21 protein-coding genes are annotated in these 22495 nt (G+C 71.3%); 6 read left to right on the forward strand and 15 right to left on the reverse strand.

Annotated features, from left to right (window positions below; translation table 11 throughout):
• Nucleotides 1-11: 11 nt before the first annotated feature.
• A complete protein-coding gene (locus ACEXOR_RS08710) occupies nt 12-1313 on the reverse strand; it encodes an MFS transporter (protein WP_374849171.1) in 1302 nt (433 codons plus the stop codon).
• Nucleotides 1314-1366: 53 nt separating this feature from the next.
• Here ACEXOR_RS08710 and ACEXOR_RS08715 point away from each other — a divergent pair, with 53 nt between their 5' ends.
• Nucleotides 1367-2041: a GntR family transcriptional regulator gene (locus ACEXOR_RS08715; RefSeq protein ID WP_374849172.1), complete on the forward strand. Its 675-nt coding sequence runs from the start codon at nt 1367-1369 to the stop codon at nt 2039-2041.
• A 32-nt stretch (nt 2042-2073) separates the two neighbouring features.
• Here ACEXOR_RS08715 and ACEXOR_RS08720 read toward each other — a convergent pair whose 3' ends face one another.
• The 8 genes from ACEXOR_RS08720 to ACEXOR_RS08755 all read right to left on the reverse strand — a co-directional run bounded on the left by ACEXOR_RS08720 (nt 2074) and on the right by ACEXOR_RS08755 (nt 10576).
• Nucleotides 2074-2598: an FBP domain-containing protein gene (locus tag ACEXOR_RS08720; protein ID WP_374849173.1), complete on the reverse strand. Its 525-nt coding sequence runs from the start codon at nt 2596-2598 to the stop codon at nt 2074-2076.
• A gap of 218 nt (nt 2599-2816) precedes the next feature.
• Nucleotides 2817-2966 (reverse strand): hypothetical protein, encoded by a 150-nt coding sequence (locus ACEXOR_RS08725; RefSeq protein WP_374849174.1) that lies wholly within the window; start codon nt 2964-2966, stop codon nt 2817-2819.
• A 160-nt stretch (nt 2967-3126) separates the two neighbouring features.
• A complete protein-coding gene (locus ACEXOR_RS08730; protein WP_374849175.1) occupies nt 3127-5211 on the reverse strand; it encodes a hypothetical protein in 2085 nt (694 codons plus the stop codon).
• Between the two features lie 25 nt (nt 5212-5236).
• The gene (locus ACEXOR_RS08735; RefSeq protein ID WP_374849176.1) at nt 5237-6337 is read right to left on the reverse strand and encodes a glycoside hydrolase family 130 protein; all 1101 of its coding nucleotides are present in this window, start codon (nt 6335-6337) and stop codon (nt 5237-5239) included.
• Nucleotides 6338-6339: 2 nt separating this feature from the next.
• The gene (locus tag ACEXOR_RS08740) at nt 6340-7242 is read right to left on the reverse strand and encodes a carbohydrate ABC transporter permease (RefSeq protein WP_374849178.1); all 903 of its coding nucleotides are present in this window, start codon (nt 7240-7242) and stop codon (nt 6340-6342) included.
• The gene (locus ACEXOR_RS08745; RefSeq protein ID WP_374849179.1) at nt 7239-8120 is read right to left on the reverse strand and encodes a carbohydrate ABC transporter permease; all 882 of its coding nucleotides are present in this window, start codon (nt 8118-8120) and stop codon (nt 7239-7241) included. Before ACEXOR_RS08745 ends, ACEXOR_RS08740 begins: the two co-directional genes overlap by 4 nt.
• 9 nt (nt 8121-8129) lie before the next feature.
• Nucleotides 8130-9452 (reverse strand): extracellular solute-binding protein, encoded by a 1323-nt coding sequence (locus tag ACEXOR_RS08750; RefSeq protein ID WP_374849219.1) that lies wholly within the window; start codon nt 9450-9452, stop codon nt 8130-8132.
• A gap of 68 nt (nt 9453-9520) precedes the next feature.
• Nucleotides 9521-10576, reverse strand: a complete 1056-nt coding sequence (locus tag ACEXOR_RS08755) for a LacI family DNA-binding transcriptional regulator (RefSeq protein ID WP_374849180.1) — start codon at nt 10574-10576, stop codon at nt 9521-9523.
• A 219-nt stretch (nt 10577-10795) separates the two neighbouring features.
• On the opposite strand from ACEXOR_RS08755, the gene ACEXOR_RS08760 reads away from it, so the two are divergent.
• Together ACEXOR_RS08760 and ACEXOR_RS08765 are read left to right on the forward strand one after the other, a co-directional pair.
• Nucleotides 10796-12073, forward strand: a complete 1278-nt coding sequence (locus ACEXOR_RS08760) for an LCP family protein (protein WP_374849181.1) — start codon at nt 10796-10798, stop codon at nt 12071-12073.
• 79 nt (nt 12074-12152) lie between these two features.
• The gene (locus tag ACEXOR_RS08765; RefSeq protein ID WP_374849182.1) at nt 12153-12650 is read left to right on the forward strand and encodes a DUF4190 domain-containing protein; all 498 of its coding nucleotides are present in this window, start codon (nt 12153-12155) and stop codon (nt 12648-12650) included.
• Nucleotides 12651-12790: 140 nt separating this feature from the next.
• Here ACEXOR_RS08765 and ACEXOR_RS08770 read toward each other — a convergent pair whose 3' ends face one another.
• The 5 genes from ACEXOR_RS08770 to ACEXOR_RS08790 all read right to left on the reverse strand — a co-directional run bounded on the left by ACEXOR_RS08770 (nt 12791) and on the right by ACEXOR_RS08790 (nt 18248).
• Entirely contained in the window at nt 12791-14698 is a 1908-nt protein-coding gene (locus ACEXOR_RS08770; RefSeq protein WP_374849183.1) for a DUF2207 family protein, read from the reverse strand.
• A gap of 53 nt (nt 14699-14751) precedes the next feature.
• On the reverse strand, nt 14752-15498 hold the full coding sequence (locus ACEXOR_RS08775; protein ID WP_374849185.1) for a hypothetical protein: 747 nt from the start codon (nt 15496-15498) through the stop codon (nt 14752-14754).
• A gap of 3 nt (nt 15499-15501) precedes the next feature.
• Nucleotides 15502-16050, reverse strand: a complete 549-nt coding sequence (pyrE, locus tag ACEXOR_RS08780) for an orotate phosphoribosyltransferase (RefSeq protein ID WP_374849187.1) — start codon at nt 16048-16050, stop codon at nt 15502-15504.
• Between the two features lie 82 nt (nt 16051-16132).
• On the reverse strand, nt 16133-17026 hold the full coding sequence (locus ACEXOR_RS08785; protein WP_374849188.1) for an SDR family oxidoreductase: 894 nt from the start codon (nt 17024-17026) through the stop codon (nt 16133-16135).
• Nucleotides 17027-17069: 43 nt separating this feature from the next.
• Entirely contained in the window at nt 17070-18248 is a 1179-nt protein-coding gene (locus ACEXOR_RS08790; RefSeq protein WP_374849189.1) for a YihY/virulence factor BrkB family protein, read from the reverse strand.
• Nucleotides 18249-18305: 57 nt separating this feature from the next.
• Here ACEXOR_RS08790 and ACEXOR_RS08795 point away from each other — a divergent pair, with 57 nt between their 5' ends.
• The 3 genes from ACEXOR_RS08795 (at nt 18306) to trxA (ending at nt 21732) form a co-directional block, all read left to right on the forward strand.
• The gene (locus tag ACEXOR_RS08795) at nt 18306-19160 is read left to right on the forward strand and encodes an exodeoxyribonuclease III (RefSeq protein ID WP_374849190.1); all 855 of its coding nucleotides are present in this window, start codon (nt 18306-18308) and stop codon (nt 19158-19160) included.
• Nucleotides 19161-19271: 111 nt separating this feature from the next.
• Complete coding sequence (locus tag ACEXOR_RS08800; protein WP_374849192.1) at nt 19272-21266, forward strand: APC family permease; 1995 nt, start codon at nt 19272-19274, stop codon at nt 21264-21266.
• An 88-nt stretch (nt 21267-21354) separates the two neighbouring features.
• A complete protein-coding gene (trxA, locus tag ACEXOR_RS08805) occupies nt 21355-21732 on the forward strand; it encodes a thioredoxin (RefSeq protein WP_374849193.1) in 378 nt (125 codons plus the stop codon).
• A gap of 94 nt (nt 21733-21826) precedes the next feature.
• Here the strand turns inward: trxA and ACEXOR_RS08810 are convergent, their stop codons facing one another.
• Entirely contained in the window at nt 21827-22396 is a 570-nt protein-coding gene (locus tag ACEXOR_RS08810) for an NADPH-dependent FMN reductase (protein WP_374849194.1), read from the reverse strand.
• Nucleotides 22397-22495: the final 99 nt, after the last annotated feature.

Consider the following 22495-nt stretch of genomic DNA (forward strand, 5'->3'; position numbering starts at 1 on the left):
CGGGGGCCGGGTCAGGCGGGGGTGGCGTCGGTGTCGTGGGCGGGCACGAGGGGCAGTGCCGCCAGGGGTGTGAGCGCCACCAGCGCGAACGCGAGGGGGTAGCCCACGAGGCCGATCAGGGCTCCCACGGCAGGGCCCACCGCCGAGGCCGCGAGGAACTGGCCCGTGTTCTGGATGCCGAGCGCCCGCCCCGACCACGCCGGCCCCGCGGCCTCGGCCACCGAGGTGAAGGCCAGCCCGTTGTCGGCGACGCTGACGGATGTGGCCAGCACGAACACCACCACGGCCGCCACGGCCCAGTGCGCCGCCGCCAGCCCGGCGGTCGCCAGCAGCAGCACCACGCCCGCGACGCAGACCATCCGGAGCACGCCCACCCGGGTGCCGACGCGATCGCTCACCGCCCCGATCACGATGCGCCCGCCGGCGCCGACGAACTGCGACACCGACACCACGAGCCCGGCCAGCACCGCGTCGAGCCCGAGGCCGGCGATCAGCCACACCAGCCCGAAGGTCGACAGTGTGAACTGCGGCACCACCAGCAGCAGCGACACCGCGTGGATGCGCGCGAGGAAGCGGTCGCGCCGGTAGGGGTTGGCGTGCGGGGTCGCCGACCCGGCGGCCGGCACGGATGCAGCGGCAGCGGGAGTCGCCGCGGGCGCGGGCGCACCGAGCGGGGGCGCACCGTGCTGGGGCACCGACGTCGACGGTACCGGCGCCGACGGCCGCGGCGGGTTGCGGATGCCGAGCGCGCAGCCCACCGCCAGCACCCCCGTGACCACCGCCGACACGACGAGCGGCGCCCCCACGCCCGATCCCGCGGCGAGCGCCGGCACCACCAACGCCGCCACCGCGACGCCGAGCGGCTGCGACATCTGGCGGATGCCCATGGCGAGCCCCCGCCGCGACCGCGGGAACCAGCCCACCACCACCCGGCCGCTCGCCGCATTGGTGCTGGCCGCGGCGGCTCCCGCGAGCACCAGGCCGATCGTGAGCAGCACGGGGTCGGCGGCCACGGCGGCCGCACTCGCGCCGAACAGGGCGGTGAGGGCCAGTCCGCCGGCGATCACCCAGCGCTCGCCCACCCGGTCGGCCAGAGCGCCCCAGGCCACCAGGGTGAGCACCATGCCGATCGTCGGGGCGGCCGCGAGCCAGCCGGCGGTGGCGAGGTCGACGCCGCGATCGACGTGCAGGAACGGGATGAGGAACGCCGGGGTGCTCACCAGGAACGTACCGGCCGCCTGCGCGGCCACGCCGAGCCCGAGCATCCGCCACGCGGCGCGCGGAACGGAGGTGCGAGGCGGGGCGGTGGTCATGGACGTCTCCGATCGAAAGGGATACCATGCTGGTATACCACGAAGGAGCACCAATGACGAAAGGCGTCGAGAGCCCGTACGAGCTGCTGCGCGGAGGCATCCTGCGACTCGATTTCGTTCCGGGGGAGCGCTTGAGCGAGCGGGGCCTCGAGCAGGTGCTCGGCGCATCCCGCACCCCCATCCGGGCCGCTCTGATGCGCTTGGAGACCGAGGGGCTCACCCGGCGCACCGACCGCGGCTGGCAGGTGACGCCGATCGACCTCGCCGAGGTGCGCGCGGTGGCCGAGTACCGCGAGGCGGTGGAGGGCGCGGTCGCGGCCCTCGCCGTGCAACGGGCGAGCGACGACGAGCTGGCCGCCCTCGCCGAGCTCGCCCGGCGCCACGACGAGCGCGACGACGAGGAGGCCGGCGTGCGCGGGGGCGACGAGTTCCACCTGGCACTGGCGGCGCTCAGCGGCAACGCCTTCCTGGTGCAGGGGATGCGCGACGTGCTGACGAGGCTCAGCCGCACCCGCTGGCTCGACGTGCGCACCGCGGCCTCGCGCGAGTCGGCCCGCGACGAGCACCTCGCCATCGTGGCGGCCCTGCGCTCGCGCGACGCCGACCACGCCCGCGCCCTCGTGCTGGCTCACGGGCGCGGCACCCGCGACCGCATCCTCACCCACCTCACCGAGGAGCACCGCCGCCTGCGCGGCCGGGGCTTCGCGATCGTGGAGACGGCCCCCTGAACCCCTCGTGGCTGGCGTGACCCCTCTCGCCGCTACCCGCCCGCCCGAACCGCCAGCACGAACGCCGTCGCGTGCTGCCGGAGAGCCGCGATGCGCTGCAGCCGAGCCGCCTCGCGGTCGAAACCCGGATAGGCCAGCGGCGGGAGCTTCCGCACGTTGGCCGAGCACTCGAACTCCGAGCACACCAGCGCGCCCACGGTGTCGCCGTTGCGGCCCGCCTGCCCGGCACGCTTGGCGCCGAAGAACACCACGTCGTTGGGCAGGGTGACGTCGTCGCACCAGGAGCACTGCGGGCGGCTGCGCGCCCGGGCCTCGGTCTGCCGCAGCATCACCCCGACGAACCCACCGCCGCCGTCCGCGTCCGCAGCGCCATCGCCCCCGCCCAGCTCCACGACGACGTACCCCACGTTCGGCTGCCGCCGGTCGCGCCAGCCCAGGTAGTCCAGCTCGCTCCATCGGAGCGCATCCAGCCCGGCCGGCGGCACGATGGCGGCCCGCTCGCGCTGGGAGGTGTTGATGAAGGCAGCCCGCAGCTGCTTCTCGGTCAGAGGTCGCATGTCGATCCACTCGTTCGTGCCCCGCGCGGATGCGCGCCGGGGCGGTTCTCAGAAGGCGACCGGCGCCGGCAGACTGCGGGCAGATCGGTCGCGAGCGCGCACGGGGCGCGAGACATCATCGAGCGAGAACGGCTCTATCTACCGCCGGCTGAGGCGCCGACGACCTCCGACCGGCCGACGGCCATCGAGAGCGAGAAGAACGGATGCACGCGAGCAGTTTACGCCGTACCGCTCCACTTCCGGTCGGGGCAGGTGTCGCGCGCCGGCCGGCGGGGCACCTGACGGTAGCCGTCACGAGCCATCACGAGCACCGAGCCGACCACGGCGAGAAGGGCGAGAACGAGCAGGGACACGAGGAAAAGGGTCATGGCAGTAAATGTAGGGATGGGGCAATCCCGCCACGAGTGGCAGGACTGCCCCATCCCATCGACTTACTGCCAACGACAGCGCGGTGCCGGCGTCAGCGCGGCGTCGGCGGCAGCGCGGCGTCGGCGGCAGCGCGGTGCCGGCGTCAGCGCGGTGCCGGCGTCAACCCAGCGCCAGCGCGAACCCTCCCGCCGGCACCGACACACTCGTCGGCCCGTCGATCGACCGGCTGCCCACCAGCGCACCCCCGCCGTCGTACACGCTCAGGGTCTGAGCCGACCCGGCCGAGCCGAGCGTCGCATCCTGAGCGCAGTCGAGCGAGTTCTGCACGAGCTGCGCGGTCGCCGCCTCGGGCCCGGAGGCCGTCAGGGTCGACAGCACCGGCCGCACCAGCAGCGCGTCGATCTTCGTCTCCCCGGCGACGCCGCGAACCGTCACGCCGGAGGCACCCGCCGGCACGACCCGGTCGAGACTCTGCGGCAGCAGGGCGCCGGGCACCGCGGTGATGCCCTGCTCCCCCACCTCCGACTTCAGCACGCCGAGGGGAGTGCGGCCGGCCTTCCACTGCGTCTTCGGCGTGGTCTCTGAGCCCTTCTGCACCTGCCAGACCACCGGTTCCACGATGCGGTCGGCGGATGCCGCGTCCCCACCCGGGAGGGCGAGCGACGCGGTCTGGCCCTTGCCCACCGAGAGGTACGAGCCGCTCCACGACGACTCGCCCGTCCAGCTCGACTCCGGCGTCACCACCGTGCCCTCACCCGTGAACGCGGACTCCGCCTCCACCACGGTGAGGCCGTCGCGCCCGTCGAGGGTGGTGAGCGAGGTCGCGATCCGGGCGACGTCGGGATGCGCATCCAGCGCCAGCATCGACAGCAGCCCGTGGATGGTCGACTCGGCCCCCGAGTTGCGGTTGATCGAACCGTCGGGCTGGATGCCGTCGTAGGTCACGCCGGTGGCCGGGTCGTACATCGGCTCGGCTGCCGGGTTGAGGCCGAAGAACCAGGCCGCCTGCAGCCCCGCGAGGTCGGCGAGGCCCGGCAGCCCGGCCGCATCGGCGGTGGCGAGCAGGTTCTGCACCCGGGAGTCGGCGCCGTAGGCGATCTGCACCCGCTCGGTGGGCGAGGGGTACCAGCCGTTGTCGGGCCCGCCCGCCGTGAGCAGGGTGGGGGCGAATCGTGCGCCCTCCACCACGGCGGGGCCGCGCAGGCTCTCGTCGTCGAGGGCGACGGATGCGCGGGCGAGCGCTCCCGACATCTGTGACGACCACGCGTGCCACATCGACCGCGACTCGGCCCACGGCAGGATGGCGCCGTACGGCCACGAGGCCGCCGCGTCGGAGCCCGAGCCGGAGCCCCCGGTGGTCGTCGCCGCGAACTCCGCGATCCCGTCCGCGAGCTTCGCGGTCGACGCCCGCACCGCGTCGTCATCCGGCGCGGCCTCGACGTAGGCCGAGAGACCGAGCACGGCCTCGGCCGTCGCATCCGCCCCGTTCACGATCAGCCAGGCCGGCACCTGCACGCCGTCGGCCTGCTCGTACTCGCCGTAGCGGTCGAGCACCTCGCGATCGACCGCCGCGACCCCGAGCCGCAACCTCTCCTGCAGGAAGGCGGCGAACGCCGGATCGCTGTCGCGGAACGCCGCGTACCCCTCACCGAACGCCCAGAGCGATCGCGCCAGCCAGTAGCTCTCGGCCGAGTCGCTCGGGTCGGGCAGCTCCACGGGTTCGGCGCTCGGGTTGAGCTCGCCGTCGGGCTGCATCCACAGCACCACGTTGCCGGCGTCGTCGCCCGTGGTGGTCTGGAAGTAGGCAAGAGCCCGCAGCACCTCGTAGGCCTTGCTGCGGCTGGCCTCGTCTCCGGTCTGCTGCCAGTGCCGCAGGTACACCACGGCGGTGCGCGACACGTCGTCGCTGTTGAAGGCGCCCTGGCCGTAGTCGCCGGTGGCGGGGTCGAGCGGGCCGCCGCCCACGCGCTCGAACGTGCCGCCGTCGCGCGCATCCGCGTAGGTCCAGGGCAGCGTGAGCTCCGGCTCGGTGTCGAGCCGGTAGCTCGTGTGCCCGGCGACCGCTGCCGGTGTCACCTCGTCGAGCAGGAAGTCGAGGTGCGCGAGGTTCGTCAACGCCTCCCCGTCGGGTTGCTGCGGCGCCGGGGCGGCGAAGGCGGGCGCCGCGACGCCCGCACCCCCCGACACCAGGGCCAGGGCCGCCAGCAGGGCGACCGTCCGTCTCGTTCTCAGCGTGCTCGTCATCGAACTCACCTTTCGCATCGGGGGTTTAGGTGTGCACCAGGCGGGCCACGCCGATCTTGGAGTCGGCCATGCCGTAGAACACGTAGTGCGTGCCGTCGATCTCCTCGATGGCCGTGGGGAACACCACGTTGGGCACGATGCCGCTGCGCTCCTCCTCGGTCTCCGGGGCGAGCAGCGGCACGGCCGTGCGGGCGATCACCCGCGACGGGTCGTCTCCGTCGAGCAGGATGGCGCCGGCCGCGTAGTTCACCCGCTGCTGCTGCGCGAACGCGTTGTCGATCACCCCGGTCACCCCGTGGTGGATGAGCAGCCAGCCCTCCGGCACCCGCAGGGGTGCCGGGCCGCCGCCGATCTTCACGGCCTCGAAGTCGAACTCCGGGCCCGCGAGGAAGCGGTGGCGCGTCCAGCGGGTGAGGTTCGCGAGGTCGCGCTCGACCTCGGCCACCGGCACGTAGCTGATCCAGATGCTCTGACGTGCATCCGTCACGCCCGCCGGCAGGCGCACGCCCTCGCCGGGACGGGTCTCACTGAGATCCCACATCGGCCGGTGCAGCACCGCGTACGACGGCGTGCCGTCGGGTGCCCGCACCTGCTCGGGGAAGAACACCGTGTCCTTGTTGTGGAAGAGCCCGAGGTCGATGTCGAGCGCGTCGTCGTAGGCGAAGGTCACGGGCCCGAGCCGACGCCACTCGCGCAGGTCGTCGCTCACGGCGAGCGCCGTGCGCGGCCCGAGCGGCCCGTAGGCCACGTAGGTCATCACGTGCAGGCCGTGCTCGCCGAGCGAGGGGATGAACGTGACCCGCGGGTCCTCCACTCCCGCATTGTGGGCCCCGCGTTCGAAGCCGCGGTCGGGGGCCAGCACCACGCCCTCCCGCTCGACCCCGATCGGCACGCCGTCATCCGACAGCACCACGCGGGCGAGCCCCACGCGCGACACGTTGCCGGTGGCCACGAGCCGGGGCAGCAGGTAGAGCGCCCCGTCGGGGGTGTGCCCCGAACCGGGGTTGAGCACCCCCTCGGCCTCGAGGTCGTTGCCGGGCTCCGGCTCCATCACGATGCCGGCGCGCTCGAGGCGGTACGGCACCTCCGTGCTGACGGTGGGGCTGGTGTTCTCGTTGCTGGGCATGGTCATCCTTTCACTCCCGATCCGAGGTCGCTCGACACGAAGTACCGCTGGAACACGATGAACAGCACGACCACCGGGGCCGCGAGCACCACTGCACCGGCGAGGATCGCGCCGAAGGGGTTGTCGGTCGACGCTGCGACCGTGGAGATGTAGTTGGCGAGGGACACGGCGAGCGGCTGCAACGACGCGTCTTTGGTGATGAGGAACGGCCAGAGGAACTCGTTCCACGGGCCGATGAAGGTCAGCAGCACCGCGGTGACGAGGGCCGGCCGCACGAGCGGCAGCGCCACGCTCCAGAGCAGACGCAACTCGCCCGCCCCGTCGATGCGGGCCGCCTCGAAGAGCTCTTTCGGCAGCTGCAGGAAGTACTGCCGGAAGATGATCACCGCCGTGGAGTTGATGGCGAACGGCAGGATCATGCCCACGTGCGTGTCGGCGAGACCGTAGTCGCGGGCGATCAGCACGTAGAGCGGGATCTGCAGCAGCTGGAACGGGATGACCTGCACCAGCAGCACCAGGGCGAACGTCGCCGATCGCCCGCGCCACTGCAGCATGGCGAGCGCGTAGCCCACCAGCACCCCGAACACCACGGTGCACAGCAGCACGCCGCCGGTGAAGATGCCCGAGTTGATCAGCCCGCTGGCCAGGTTGATGCGCTCGTTCACGTTCACGAAGTTGTCCAGCGAGAGGTTCGCCGGGTTCGGGAACGCCCCCGCCAGGGTGGGGTCGGGCTTGGTCTGCAGTGCCCCCACCACCATGTAGTAGAAGGGGAACAGGAACACGACGGCACCGACCGCGAGCACCACCCCGCGCAGGATGGACTGGAAGCGGCTGAGACCGCTCACCCGGTGGCGGCGTTCGACCCGCTTCGCGGGCGCTCCGGCCGGCTTCTCGATGGTGCTCATGATTCCCTCTCCCCGACGAAGCGGTTCTGAATGAACGCGATGATCAGCACGCCGATCACCAGCACGATGCCGATGGCCGAGGCCACGTCGGGCTGGCCCTGCTGGATGCCGAGCTGGTACATCATCAGCACCGGCGACGCGGAGGCGCCGTTCGGCCCCCCACCCGCGGTGAGCAGGTAGGGCTCGGTGAACAGGTTCGCTCCCGTGACGGTGGAGATCAGCAGCACCAGCAGGGTGGCGGGCCGCACCCCCGGCACGGTGACCGAGAAGAACTGCCGCACCTTGCCTGCGCCGTCGGTGGCCGCCGACTCGTAGAGCTCCTTCGGCACGTTCTGCAGCGCCGCGAGGTAGAGCAGGATGTAGAACCCCAGCTGCTTCCAGGTGACGTACAGGGCGATGATGGGCATCGCCAGCCGCTCGTTGATGAGCCACGACGGATCGGGCGCGAGCTGCCCGAGCAGGCTGTTCACCAGCCCGTTGCCGTTGAACAGGAACAGCCACACGGCCACCACCGCCACGCTCGCCGACACGTACGGCACGTAGTAGCTCACCCGCAGGAAGGTGCGGGCGTGCACCGCCTTGTTGAGTGCTGTCGCCAGGATCAGCGACAGCACCACGGTGAGCGGGACGTTGATGATCAAGAAGATGCCCACGTTGCCGAACGACCGGATGACCGCGGGGTTCGAGAAGGCAGCGATGTAGTTGTCGAACCCCACGAAGGGCCGGGGCGGGTTCGCCCCGGGAGCGGCGAAGAAGAAGTCGTGGAACGAGATCCACACCGCGTACACGATGGGGAAGGCGAACACGACCAGCACGAACGCCAGGTAGGGCGAGCTGAACAGGAGGCCGAGCGGCTGCCGGCCGAAGATGCGCTTCACGAGCGCCTCCTACGGCTGGGTGGCGAGGCCGTCGATGGTGGAGGCCGCGCCGTCCAGAGCCTCCTGCACGTCACCCTCGCCGAAGATGACCGACTTGCTCCACGCGTCGCGGAAGGTCTGCATCATCTGCACGGTGTTGGGGCCAGAGGGCACCTCGACGGTGCGGCTGGCCTGGTCGCCGAAGGCGACGTAGGCCGGGTTGGCGGCGAAGTAGTCGGCGTAGACGGTCGGCAGGTCCTGGCGCAGCGGCATCTGGCCGGTCGCCTCGAGGAACTTCCCGTCCTGCTCCTGGCTGGTGGCGAACTTCAGCACCTCCCAGGCCGTGCCCTTGTTCTCGCAGGCCGAGAACAGGCCCACGTTCTTGGCGTCGCTGAACGTCCAGGTCTGGTCGGCGGGGGTTCCGTCGGGAGTGGGCACGGGCACCGAACCGAAGTTCAGGCCCTTGTACACCGAGATGGCCCACGGGCCCACGATGGCCATGGCGGCCTGCCCGTCGGCGAAGGCGTCGCCCTGGTACTGCTCCTGGCCGGCGAGCTTCTGCGCGTACAGGTCACGCCAGAACTGCGCCACCTCCACGCCCTTGTCGTCGGCGAAGGTGGCCTTGCCGTCTTCGACCAGCTGGGTCCCCCCGGTGGCCGCCGCGTAGAGCGGGTAGAAGTCGAACTGCATCTGGTAGAACTCGCTCGTCGGCGCGGGCTGGATGGCGTAGGGCGAGACGCCCGCATCCACCAGCTTCTTCGAGGTGGCGAGGAAGTCGTCGTAGGTCGACAGCGGCGGGTTCTCGGCGTCGATGCCGGCCTTGGCGAAGAGGTCTTTGTTGTAGAAGATCACCACCGGGTTCGACTTCCACGGCAGCTGGAAGTACTGGCCGTCGGCGTTCTGGTACTGCTTGGCGAGATCGCCGGAGCGCTCCTCGATGTACGAGGCCCCGTCGGGGAACGACGACAGGTCGACGAGGCCCCCCTGCTTCTCGAACTGACCCACGGCACTGGGAGCGGTGTTGAACACCAGGCAGGGGGCGTTGCCGGCGGTGATGGCGGCGCCGATCACCTCTTCGCTGGACTTGCCGGCGGGGATCTCCTGCGCGGTGACCTGCTCATCCGGATGCTCGGCGTTCCACGCCTCGACCATCTGCTTCCCCCAGCCCACCTCGGCCTCGTTGTTGGAGTACCAGATGGTGATGGGGCCGGTGGCGGTGAGGTCGGTGGAGGCGGCGCCCCCGCCCGAACAGGCGGCAAGGCCCAGGCCCGCCACGACGGTGATGGCGAGGGCTGCGATTCGGCGGCCCGCCCTGACGGGCGCTCGGCCGGGCTGCCTCGACACTGAGGTGATCTTCACGATGTGCTCCTTTCGGTGGCGGCGTCGTCGCCGCGGTCGTTCGGTTCGGTGCTGCGGATGGGTCAGTGGGCCCGCACGGGGCCGGTGGAGGCCCGCTCGACGAGTCGGGCGGGCGGGAGTTCGAGGTCGTCGGCGGAGCCGGTGGCGATCAGCTCGAGCAGCGTGCGCGCGGCCTGCTCACCCCAGACCAGCGGGTCGGAGCGCACCGACGTGACCGAGGGGAACACGTACCGGGCGAGCTCGGAGTCGTCGAAGCCGGCGATCGACAGATCGCGGGGCACCTGGAGGCCCCGCTCGTGCGCCACCCCGATGCCGGCGATGGCCATCGGGTCGTTGCTGAACACGATGGCGGTGGGCGGCTCGGCCAGGGCGAGCAACCGGTCGGTGGCCGCGGCCCCCTCGGCGGCGGTGAAGTCGGTCTCCACCACGAGGGGAGCCGGCACGCCGGAGGCGTCCAGCGTGGCCGCGAACGCCGCGTCGCGCCGGGTGGCGTGCATCATGCGGCGCGGGCCGATCACGTGGGCGATGCGGCGGTGGCCGAGGCCCACGAGGTGGTGCGCCAGCGCGACGACGCCGGGGGTGTCGTCGAGGACGACCGACGGATACGGGTGGCCGTCGCGCGCGGGGCCGCCCGCATCGGGGTCGCCCGCAGCCGGGTCGCCGAGCGTGACGGCGGGCATGCCGAGCGACTGCAGCAACGGGATGCGCGGGTCGTCGTGCCGCAGGTCGGTGAGGAACATGCCGTCGACCCGGGAGTCGGAGGCGAAGGTGCGGTACACCGTCTCCTCGTGGGCGTCGTCGCCCACCACGCTCAGCACGAGCGCGCGGCCCTCGGCGGAGAGCACCCGCTCCACCCCGGCGATGAACGACGGGAAGAAGGGGTCGGCGCCGAGGATCTCGGGGTCGCGGGCGATCACGAGGCCGAGCGCGTAGGAGGTGCGGGTCGACAGCGAACGGGCGCTGAGGCTGGGGCGGTAGTCGAGTTCTCGGGCGACGTCGAGGATGCGGTCGCGGGTGTCGGGCGAGACGCCGGGCCGGTCGTTCAGAGCGAACGAGACCAGGCCTTTGCTCACGCCGGCCGCACGGGCGACGTCGGTGATGGTGGTCTTGCGCTTCATCGCCACCTCCTCGTGGATGCGGCGAGAACTCGCCGTCGAGTACCGGCTGAACCGGTTTAGATCGAAACTATACCGGTTTAGATGACCCCCGCAAGGGGGTGCCTACCCGTCGCCGACCCGGCGACACGGTGTCCGGAGGCTGAGAAAGAGCCTGATGACGTGATATGTGCGTCGGCTAGTATCGACCGCTGACCCCCTCCCCCCACGAAGGACAGCCGCGTGAACGAGACCGACCGCCGCCCCCGGCGCCAGAGCTCCGGCCCCGTGCGCCATGGCCGGCTGCGTACCTCGTCGCCCGTCGCGACCGTGCTGAAGGGCCTCGCCGTGGTGGCCGCCGTGGCCGTGGTGAGTGTGGGCACCATCACCGCCTATGCCGTGAACAGCGTCACCACCCAGTTCAGCGCCAACGCCGTCGACATCTCCAACGGCGAGGAGCAGCCGGCCGCGCCGCCCCTGCTGTCGGCCTTCGAGGGCGGCTTCAACATGCTCGTGATCGGCACCGACAACGACCCGAACCAGGGCGACAGCTTCGGTGAGCGCGACGCCACCCTGAACGACGTCAACATCCTGCTGCACGTCTCGGCCGACCACAAGAACGCCGTCGTGGTGAGCTTTCCGCGCGACCTCGTGATCCCGCACCCCGAGTGCCAGGACCCTGAGACGGGCGAGACCTTCGACTCCATGAGCGCGCAGCCGCTGAACGACGCCTACGCGCGCGGCGGCATCTCCTGCGTCGTGAACACCGTCTCCGCCCTCACCGGCGTCGACATCCAGTACGCCGCCGCCACCTCGTTCGACGGCGTGATCGAGATGACCAACGCGGTGGGCGGCGTTCCCGTGTGCCTCGTCGACGCCATCTCCGACCCCGACTCCGGCCTCGACCTGCCCGCCGGCACCACCCTCATCGAGGGCCAGATGGCGCTGGCGTTCCTGCGCAACCGCCACGGCGTGGGCGACGGCAGCGACCTCTCGCGCATCGGGTCGCAGCAGCAGTACCTCTCCTCGCTCATGCGCACCATGAAGAGCTCGAACACGCTGAGCGACCTGTCGAAGCTCTACGGGCTCGCCCAGGCCGCCGCGTCGAACATCAAGCCCTCGAAGTCGCTCGCGAGCCCCGACGCCATGGTGTCGCTGGCGCTCACGCTGAAAGACGTCGACCTGAACAACATCGTGTTCGTGCAGTACCCGTCCGGGTCGGATGCCGACAACCCGAACAAGGTCGTGCCGGTCACCTCGCTGGCCGACGACCTGTTCGCCAAGATCCTCGCCGACCAGCCCTTCACGCTGGGTGACGACGCCACCAGCACGGGTTCGACCGTCGTGGCCGACCCGAACGCCGAGACCCCGGTTCCGGTCGAGACCACGGCTCCGGATGCGGGCACCACCCCCGACACGGGCACGCCCACCACCACGGATGCGGCGGGTCCCGAGGTGATCGAGGGACTGAAGGGCCAGACGGCGGCGCAGCAGACCTGCGCCAACCCCTTCGAGGACTGACCCGATCTCGTCCCCGGGTACCACCCGGATGAGCCCGTGGTCGGATGGGCGGCACCGGCGTGCTGCGTAGTTTCGAAGCATGACCACATCGACCTCCACCCCCGACGCATCCACCCTCCCGCTCTCCGCCGACACTGCTGCGCAGGCCGCCGACGCGCAGACCACCGACTCGCAGACCGCCGACGCGCAGACAACCGCGGTCATCCCCGCGGGCGGGCAGCCCCCGTTCCCCACCGCGACAGGGGCCCCGGCCGCCGCCGCCGCGCCTGCTGCACCCGGGGCGCCCGGGGCGCCTGTGCCGCCCGCCGCCCAGCCCACGTTCGCGGCGCAGGCCCGCACGAACGTGCTGGGCGTCGTGACGCTGGTGCTCGGCATCCTGGGCTTCGGCCTGGTGCCCGTGATCACCGGGCACATCGCGCTCTCGCAGATCAAGAAGAACGGCGACGAGGGCCGGGGGATCACGCTCGCCGGCCTCATCCTGGGCTACATCACGCTGGCCGGCTGGATCGCGGCGGCGCTGATCTGGATCGCGTTCGTGGGCCTGGCCCTCATCGCCGGCGCCCTCCGCGTCAGCTGACCCCGCGCCCTCCCGCCCTCCCCGCCAGCTGACCCCGCGCCCTCCCCGCCCATCCGTCGCAAACCGCCCTCTCGCGGCGGTCACAGGGCGATTTGCGACGGCTCGGTGGCATCGCCCGGGGGTGCTGCCCGCCAGGGAGGTCAGACGCCGCCTCCGCCTCCGCCGCCTCCACCGCCGCCCGATGAGCCGCCGCCACCGGAGAAGCCGCTCGAGCTGCTCGACGAGCTGCCCGAGTACGACGACACCGACGTGGAGCTGAGTGACCCGATGCTCGACGCGAACACCGCGGCGTTGAACGTGCCGTGGCCGCCGTACCAGTCGGGAGAGGCCCCGAGGCTCTCGTAGTAGGTGCCGAGCACCTTCGCCCACTCCGTCTCGAGACCGAGCAGCACCGCGTAGGGCAGCAGCCTCTCGTAGAGCTTCACCACCTGGCCCCAGTCGGGCGCGTTCACGCCGGTGCGCAGCGCTCCCTCCGGGCTCTGCAGCAGCCGGTAGCGATCCTCCTCGGCCCACTTCAGGTACATCTCCACACCCTCGATGTAGTCGCGCAGCTCGGCGCCCTTCGGGGTGAGGGGAACGCGGAACGCCGTGAGCAGCGTCACCACCACCAGGATGGCGGCCACCGCCGCGAGCACGCCCGGGATCGCGCCGCCGACTCCCGCATCACCCGAGAACACGCCGCTCACCACCACCACCGCCGTGAGCACGAACGACGACACCAGCAGCAGCGACCCGATTCCGGTGACGCTCTTGCCCACGTAGCCTTCGGCGCGGGCGCGGGTTCGGGTGAGCTGCATCAGCGCCTGGATCGACTTGGCGAGCGGCGCATCGTTCTTCTTCAGTTCGCGCCAGCTTCCCGGCGCGAGCTGGGGCCCGAACAGGGCGGCCGCGAGCTCGCGCTCCGACGCGTTCAGCCCGTCGGCCTTGAGCAGCTGCAGCCAATAGACCGTCGACGAGCCGAACAGGCCCGGGTCGGTCTTCTCCACGATCTGGATGTTGTGACGCACCGCGAAGTCGACGAACGAGGCCGCGGCGGCCTTGGTGCGACGCTTGGTCACCTGCGCCGCCAGCATCAGATCGACCCCGGGCGGCGGCGTGTACTCCGGCACGATCACGGGCCGGCCCTTCGCATCGCGGAGGACGGTGAACTGCCGCACGAACGCCGCGACCGCGACTCCGACGAGCAGCAGAACGGCGATCAGCTGCACCCAGCTCGAGCCGGCCGAGAGGTAGGAGGTGTCGCGCTCGGTGAAGGTGTGCGGCGCGAAGGCGATGCCGATGGTGACGTTCTCGCCGGCCGCGAGGTCGGTGGTGCGGGTGGTGAACACGGCCGACCCGCTCGCCACCGCCTCGCCGCTGGAGGTCGCGCCACCGGCGGCGTCGTCGCGCACGATCTCGCACGGGGTGGTGGAGCCTGCCGCTCCCACGAAGCAGCCGGGACTCCCGGCGAGCGCGCCCACGAGCTCGGGTGCGACCACCGTGGTGGTGGAGTGCCGGGCGAACGGCTGCCGCCACTGCACTCCGTTGGTGTCCCAGTAGAACTCGTCGTCGTCGGTGTCGGGGAAGTAGGCGGTGACGTCGCGCTGCGTGTAGGTGAGCACGTAGGTCTGCTCGCCGTGCACGTAGTCGTCGGAGGCGATGGTGACCAGCAGGTTCTCGTCGTCGGTGTCGGTCTCGTAGGGTCGGGGGTCGCCCGCCGCATCCGTCACCGAGACGAGCTCGAGATCGGTGGGATGGCCCTTGTACACGCGCGGGATGGCGCGCTCGATGCCGCGGTTCTGGTCGGTCTCGGGGAACTCGGCCACGAAGGTCTCGGTGGTGGTGAGGGTGGAGTGGCCCTCGGCGTCGATGCCGAGCTCGTAGTGGGCGTCGAACGAGGCGAACGAGAAGTCGTTCACGCCGGCCGGCACGGCGGCGAGCGCCGCGGGTGCTGCGGGCGCCGCCAGCACCGCGGGTGCCGGGGCGGCGGATGCGGGCGCGGCCGCCAGGAAAGGGGCGATCCCCACGGCGAGGGCGGCGAGCATCCGGAACCTGATGAGCGTGCGCATGGCCGCCACTCTAGTCGTGACGAGCAATTCTCACCCGGACCGACCTGGGTCGGTCAGGCGGCAGGCACGAGGGTGCCGCTGAGGGGCGCGCCCGAGGCAGTGGTGAAGAAGCAGTAGTACACGCGGTCGCCGGCGGCCCAGTCCGCGTCGGTGGCGGGGAACGAGCCCTGCCAGCGCAGGTCGGCGACATCGGATGCCGCGGCGGTGTTCAGCACCGACGGCGCCGTGCAGAGCGTGTTCAGCCGGGCACCGAGCTCGGCTTCGCCGGGGTAGGTGGCGCCGGCCGGTTCGGGGAAGAGGCCGCGTGTCACCACCTGGGCGGGGTGCGGGGTGGCGCAGTCGACCACCGTGAAGCGCTCCTCCCACGGGGAGGTATAGGTGCCGAGGCACTCGCCGCCGAAGAGGTCGCTCCAGGCGTGATCGCCGGGGGCGGCCGGGGCGGCGGGCGCGGGTGGGAGCTGCGGCGGTTGCTGCGCCGTGTCGGCTGCGGGAGCCGTGGTCGGCACGGGCGAAGGGGTCGCCGCGGGCGAGGGTGTCTGCCGGGCATCCGTCACGCCCTCCGCCGGGGAGGTCGAACCGGTGCCGGTGCCGCCGGCCTCCGTCGCGCCGGAGCCGCCACCCACCCGCAGCCCCACCGCGAACAGGGCGACCACGACGCCCACCGCCACGAGCGCCGCCAGCACCACCGCGGCCACCCGTGGGAGCCGTGCGGTCAGGCGGCCAGGAGCCCCGCGCCCCTCGACGCCCTCGCGACCGCCGGTGCCGTCACGACCCTGAGGGCCCTCGCCGCGGGAGCCCACCGATCACTCCAGGCCGAGGTCGGCCAGCCCGATGGCGTAGTGGTAGGGGTAGCCGGCCTCTTCGATGCGCTCGCCGGCGCCCGTGTTGCGGTCGACCACCACGGCGACGCCCACGACGATGGCCCCTGCCTTCTCGAGCGCCGCGATCGCCGCGAGGGGCGACCCGCCCGTGGTGGAGGTGTCTTCGAGCACGATCACGCGCTTGCCGGCCACATCCGGGCCCTCGACCTGGCGGCCGCGGCCGTGGTCTTTTGGCTCCTTGCGCACCACGAAGGCGTCGTAGGCGCGGCCCCGGGCGACGCCCTGGTGCAGCACCGCCGAGGCGATCGGGTCGGCACCCATGGTGAGGCCGCCCACGGCGTGCACGTCGGCGATGCCGTCGATGAGGTCGAGCATGACCTGGCCGATCAGGGGCGCGACGCGGTGGTCGAGCGACACCTTGCGCAGGTCGACGTAGTAGCTCGCCTTCTTGCCGCTGGTGAGCGTGAAGTCGCCGTGGAACACGGCATCCGTCTTGATGTACTCGATGAGTTGGCTGCGCGCGTCGGTCACCGCGCCAGTCTACCGACGCCCCCGCCACACCCCGGTGCCGCGCTCCGGTGCTGCTGCCCAGCGCCGTCCGGTGCCGTTCGGCTCAGGCGGTGAGCACGTCGCGGAGGCTGCGCGGAGGGTGGCCCGTGAGGCGCTGCACGTCGTCGGACACGCGTGCCAGCTCGCCCGTGGCGATGGCCGTGTAGGTGCTCACCCAGGCGTCGAGCTGCCACGGCGGCGCCCCGTACACCGCGCGCGACTCGTAGGCCTCGTCGATGCTCTCGTCGTGGAAGACGACCGGTCCGCGCCCGCCGAACTCCGACACGATGCCCGCCACCTCGGCGAGGGTGAGCGCCTCGGGCCCGGTGAGCTCGTACACGGCGTCGCGGTGCGTGTGGGCCTGTGGCCCGCCGTCTCTCAGCTGCCGGATGACGGCGACCGCGGCATCCGCCACATCGGTCCGCGCCACCGACGCCACCCGGCCCGAACCGGCCGGCCCCCGGATGACCCCGTCGTCGCCGGCCAGCAGCGGCAGGAAGTCGGTGTAGAAGTTGTCGCGCAGCGCCGTGAAGCCGAGGCCACTGGCCCGCAGCAGCTGCTCGGTGGCCCAGTGGTCGCGCGCAAGGGTGAACACGGCGTCGGGCGCGGCCCCGAAGAACGAGGTGTACACGAGGTGGCCGACGCCGGCGGCCCTGGCGGCCTCGATGACGGTGCGGTGCTCGTCGACCCGGTCGGCACTCTCGGCCCCCGACACCATGAACACCAGTTCGGCGCCCTCGAGGGCCCGCTGAACGGCGTGCGGATCGCGGTACTCCGCTATCGCCACCTCCACAGCCGCCGGGCCGTCGAGCTGCGGGGCCCGCGCGGCATCGCGCACGAGCAGACGCACGGGGACGCCCGCGTCGTGCAACTGCCGGGCCACCCGGCCGCCCACGGCGCCGGTGGCTCCCGTCACGACCACGGGCGCGGACACGGGGAACGGCTCAGAACTCGTCATGGCTCAATCCTGCCCCTCGGTTCCGCCGGAGCGCCCGGCGGATTCACGGCGTCGGCTCCGCCGGAGCGCCCGGCGGATTCACGCTCTCGAGGGCCAGGTGCTCCTCGAGCGCGGCATCCCGTCGCCACGTGGCCGCAGGCCGCCGCCACCACGAGGCCTCCTCGAGCTCACGCTCGGCCTCGCGCAGGCGCACCGCCGAGGCGATCAGCAGCGCCTCGTGCTCGAGAGCCGCCCGTTCGGCCGCGGTGTGCTCATAGAGCGCCTCGCCCCGGTCTTCGGCGGCCACCGAGATCCAGGATGCCGCCACCAGCGTCACGACGCTTGTGAGCCGGAACCACAGCAGCAGCGCGATGAACACCACGAACGTCGACAGCAGCGGATTGCGACTCGCACCCCCGAGCAGCGAACTGCCGAGCAGCTGCAGGCCGAGCAGCGCCGCCCCGCCGAGCAGCGCGCCCACCGACATCCGCCGCAGCGTCAGGCGCGCGCCGGCCAGGAAGCGGAACAGCACCATCAGCGATGCCACGTCGATGGCGTAGACCAGCACGAGCCCGCCGACCGTGATCAACGCCCGCGTGCCGTCGCGGAACCCGCCCCCGAACAGCGACAGGATCCAGTCGATCGCCGAGGTGCTCACCACGCTCAGCAGCGCCGCGGCGAAGAGCACCAGCCCGATCAGCACCGAGACCACGAAGTCCCTGGCCTTCAGCAGCAGGTACGCGCGGGTGTCGCGGGGCATGCCGAAGATGGTGCGCACGGCGATGCGGGAGTAGGTGATCCAGCCGATGGCGGTCCACACGAGCACCGGCACGGCGAGCACGCCGGTGATGGTGAGCAACGACGCGTTCGAGGTGGCGATGGTGCGCAGGTCGGAGTCGGAGATGATGCCCTGGTCGCCGATGAGGCCGGGCACGTAGGTGTTGATCAGCCGCACCAACGCATCCATCGTCTCGGGCGACTGCACCAGCCAGATGCCGGCGCTCGCGAACACGAGGTACACCGCCGCGAACACGGCGAACAGCGCCTGGTAGCTCATGCCCGACGACAGCAGGAAGCCGTTGCCGGCGAGGAACCGGCGCCACACCCGCGCGGGGAACAGCGCCAGCGTCTGCCGGGTGACCGTGGTGACACGCTCGAGGGGCTGCTCGAACCGTTCCTCGAGCCGCTCCCGCAGTCGTTCGGCGGTGGCGCGCGCGTCGTCGCCCTCGCCCTGTCCCGCCATCCTGTCAGCCTAGCGAAGCAGCGGATGCGCCCGGCGGGTGGGCGGTAGCGTTGAGCCATGCGTGTTGCGACCTGGAACGTGAACTCCATTCGAGCCCGGGTGGGCCGCGTGGTCGACTGGCTGGTGCGGGAAGACGTGGACGTGCTCGCCATGCAGGAGATCAAGTGCAAGGAGTCGCAGTTCCCGTTCGAGGCGTTCGAGCAGGCCGGCTACGAGGTGGTGCTGCACGGCCTCAACCAGTGGAACGGCGTGGCGTTCGCCAGCCGCCTGCCGCTGGAGGACGTGGCGAACACCTTCACGGGCATGCCCGGCTTCGGCAAGCCGATCGACGACGGGTCGCTGCCGCTGGAGGCCCGCGCCCTCGGTGTGACGGTCGACGGCGTGCGCCTGTGGAGCCTCTACGTGCCCAACGGCCGCGCCCTGGGCGACCCGCACTACGACTACAAGCTCGTCTGGCTGCACGAGCTCGCCGCCCAGACGGAGAGCTGGCTCTCCGAGCACCCGGCGCAACCGCTCGCGCTCATGGGCGACTGGAACATCGCGCCCCTCGACACGGATGTCTGGGACATCGGAGTCTTCGCGGAGTCGACCCACGTCTCGGCCCCCGAGCGCGCGGCGTTCGCGGAGTTCGAGCGCATCGGCCTGGCCGACGTGGTGCGGCCCCTCGTGCCCACGGGCTACACCTACTGGGACTACAAGCAGCTGCGCTTCCCGCGCAACGAGGGCATGCGCATCGACTTCGTCATGGGCTCTCAGCCCTTCGCCGACCTCGTGACGGCGGCGCGCATCGACCGCGGCGAGCGCAAGGGCGACGCCCCCTCCGACCACGTGCCGGTGGTGGTGGACCTCGATCTGGAGCTCTCCGACACCCTGGCGCAGGACGATGACGACCGCCCCATGATCTTCGGCTGACCCCGCTTCGACGCCCGGGGGCTGCTCCTTCACAATCGGACCCGTCGGCGCTCTCTCCACAACCTCCGACGTGGTGACCTGCTCGTCGCGCGCAGCGTGTATAGATGGAGCATGAGTTCACCCACGGTCGGCGCCGGATCGCCGATCACCCCCGGCCAGCCGTGGCCCGACGCGCCCCCCGAGAAGTCGCGGCTGCGGAGGTGGCTCACCGACGGCCTGCAAGACACGGCGGGCCGGCATCCGGGGCCCGGAGCCTCGAAGCCCGAGAAGACGCACTCGTGGTGGCGGGTGATGTGCCTCACCGGCGTCGACTACTTCTCGACCCTCGGCTACCAGCCCGCCATCGCGGCCCTGGCGGCCGGCCTGCTCAGCCCCATCGCTACCATCGTGCTCGTGCTGGTGACGCTCCTGGGAGCTCTGCCGGTGTACCGCAGGGTCGCCCGCGAGAGCTTCCGCGGTGAGGGTTCGATCGCCATGCTCGAGAAGCTGCTGCCCTGGTGGGGCGGCAAGCTCGTGGTGCTGGTGCTGCTCGGCTTCGCCGCCACCGACTTCATGATCACCATCACGCTCTCCGCTGCGGATGCTTCGGCGCACGCCATCGAGAACCCGTTCGCGCCGTCGTGGTTCGAGGGCAACGAGGTGCTTCTCACTCTGGTGCTGGTGCTCGCGCTCGCGGTCGTCTTCCTGCGGGGATTCAAAGAGGCCATCAACATCGCCGTGGTGCTCGTGGCCGCGTTCCTGCTGCTCAACGCCATCGTGATCACGGTCTCGATCGTGCACGTGTTCGAGAACCCCGTGGTGGTGGGCGACTGGTGGTCGGCCCTCACCCGGCAGCACGGCAACCCGCTCGTGATGGTGGGCATCGCGCTCATCGCGTTCCCGAAGCTCGCCCTCGGGCTCTCCGGGTTCGAGACCGGTGTGGCCGTGATGCCGCAGATCACGGGCGGCGCGGGCGACACGCCTCAGAAGCCGGTGGCGCGCATCCGTGGTGCCAAGCGGTTGCTCACCACGGCGGCCGTCATCATGTCGACCTTCCTGATCACCTCGTCGATCGTCACCACGTTCCTCATTCCGCAGGAGGCGTTCGAGTCGGGCGGCCCCGCGAACGGGCGGGCGCTGGCCTACCTCGCGCATCAGTTCCTGGGCGACGGCTTCGGCACCGTGTACGACGTGGCCACCATCGCCATCCTCTGGTTCGCCGGCGCCTCGGCACTGGCAGGCCTGCTCAACCTCGTGCCGCGCTACCTCCCCCGCTACGGCATGGCGCCGCACTGGGCCGCCGCCGTGCGGCCGCTCGTGCTCGTGTTCGCGGCCATCGCCGTGATCATCACGCTCGTCTTCCAGGCCGACGTCGACGCTCAGGCCGGGGCGTACGCCACCGGCGTGCTGGTGCTGATCACCTCGGCATCCGTCGCCGTCACGCTGTCGGCGGCCCGCAAGAAGCAGAGGGCGGCCGCCATCGGCTTCGGCGCCATCGCCGTGGTGTTCCTCTACACCACGGTCGCCAACGTGATCGAGCGGCCCGACGGCGTTCGCATCGCTGGGCTGTTCATCCTGGGCATCATCGTGGTGTCGATCGTGTCGCGGGTGCACCGCTCCTTCCAGCTGCGCGCCACCTCGGTGACGCTCGACGCCATGGCGCTCGACTTCGTACTCACCGACGCCGACGAGTTCGACTCCATCCGCATCATCGCGAACGAGCCCGACGACGGCTCGGCTGCCGAGTACCGCCAGAAGATCAGCGAGGAGCGGCGCGACAGCGGAATCCCGATGCGCTCGCCCGTCATCTTCCTCGAGGTGTACCCGTCCGACTCCTCCGACTTCGAAGAAGACCTGGTGGTGCGCGGCGAGACCGTGCACGGCTACCGGGTCTTGAAGGTCACGAGCGGCAACATCCCGAACACCATCGCCACAGTGCTGCTGGAGATCCGCGACCTCACGGGCGTCGTGCCCGGCATCTACTTCGAGTGGACCGAGGGCAGCCCCATCTCGAACATGTTCAAGTACCTCGTCACCGGCACGGGCGAGGTCGCTCCGGTGGCGCGGGAGGTGCTGCGGCGGGCCGAGCCCAACCGGCGCAATCGGCCCGAGGTGCACGTCAGCTGAGCCCGCTCCGTCCAGGATGCCGCGTGCGCACGCCCGGCGACGGGCGCGCCCTGGGAACAACCGAGCCCTGCCGGGTGTTCACTGAAGCATGTCCACCACCACCCTCACCACTGACAACCACGACGAGACGATCGCCGACGGCATCGTGTTGATCGACTTCTGGGCCGACTGGTGCGGCCCCTGCAAGCAGTTCGCGCCGGTGTTCGAGAAGGCCTCCGACGAGCACAGCGACATCACGTTCGCGAAGGTCGACACCGAAGACCAGCAGCAGCTGGCCGCCAGCTACGGCATCACGTCCATCCCGACCCTGGTCGGCTACCGCGACGGCATCCCGATCTTCGCGCAGCCCGGCGCCCTGCCCGGCACGGTGCTCGAAGACGTCATCGCACAGGTGCGGGCCCTCGACATGGACGCCGTGAAGAAGGACTACGCCGAGGCCGTCGCCAAGCAGCAGGCCGGCGAGTAGCCCCCGCGCGCTCGCCTTCGCCGAGTTGCGCCAAAAGGCCCCTTCCCGAACAGGGAGGGGGCCTTTTGGCGCAACTCGGCGGGCAGCGTGGGGGCTACGCGGCCTGCTGGTCGACGTTCTCGAGCGAGGCGGCGAAGGCGGCGATGAACTCCTCGAGCTGGGCCACGATCTCGGCGTCGTCCTTCGGGTGCGTCTCGGCGAAGCGCACGACCGAGTTGGGCACCGACAGGGTGGGCTCGATCACCGTGGCGCCGGCGATGCCGAGGGCCTTGCGGGCCTCGTCCTGCGCCCACACCCCGCCGTACTGGCCGAAGGCGGTGCCGATCACGGCCACCGGCTTGCCCACGATCGCGGCCTGGCCGTACGGGCGCGAGGCCCAGTCGATGGCGTTCTTGAGGTTGGCGGGCACGGTGCCGTTGTGCTCGGGGGTCACGATCAGCATGGCGTCGGCGGCGTCGACGGCCGCACGGAACGCGACGACGGAGTCGGGCAGCGCACCCTCGACGTCGATGTCCTCGTTGTAGAGGGGCAGCTCGCCGTGCTTGTCGTAGATGGCCAGATCGATGCCCTCGGGGGCGAGGTCGACGGCCGCTTCGGCGAGCTGACGGTTGGTGGAGGCGGCGCGAAGGCTGCCGACGAGAACGAGGACGGACTTCTGGGTCATGGTGTCTCCTGAGTGGTGGGGCGGGGGGATCCCGCGGTTCGAGATTATTAAAGCGGACTGAAGTCCGTTTATTCCCCGGGTTGCAGGATGTCGCGTGCT

The sequence above is a fragment of the Herbiconiux liangxiaofengii genome (genome assembly GCF_041927335.1).
In the GTDB taxonomy this organism is placed as follows: Bacteria; Actinomycetota; Actinomycetes; order Actinomycetales; family Microbacteriaceae; genus Herbiconiux; species Herbiconiux liangxiaofengii.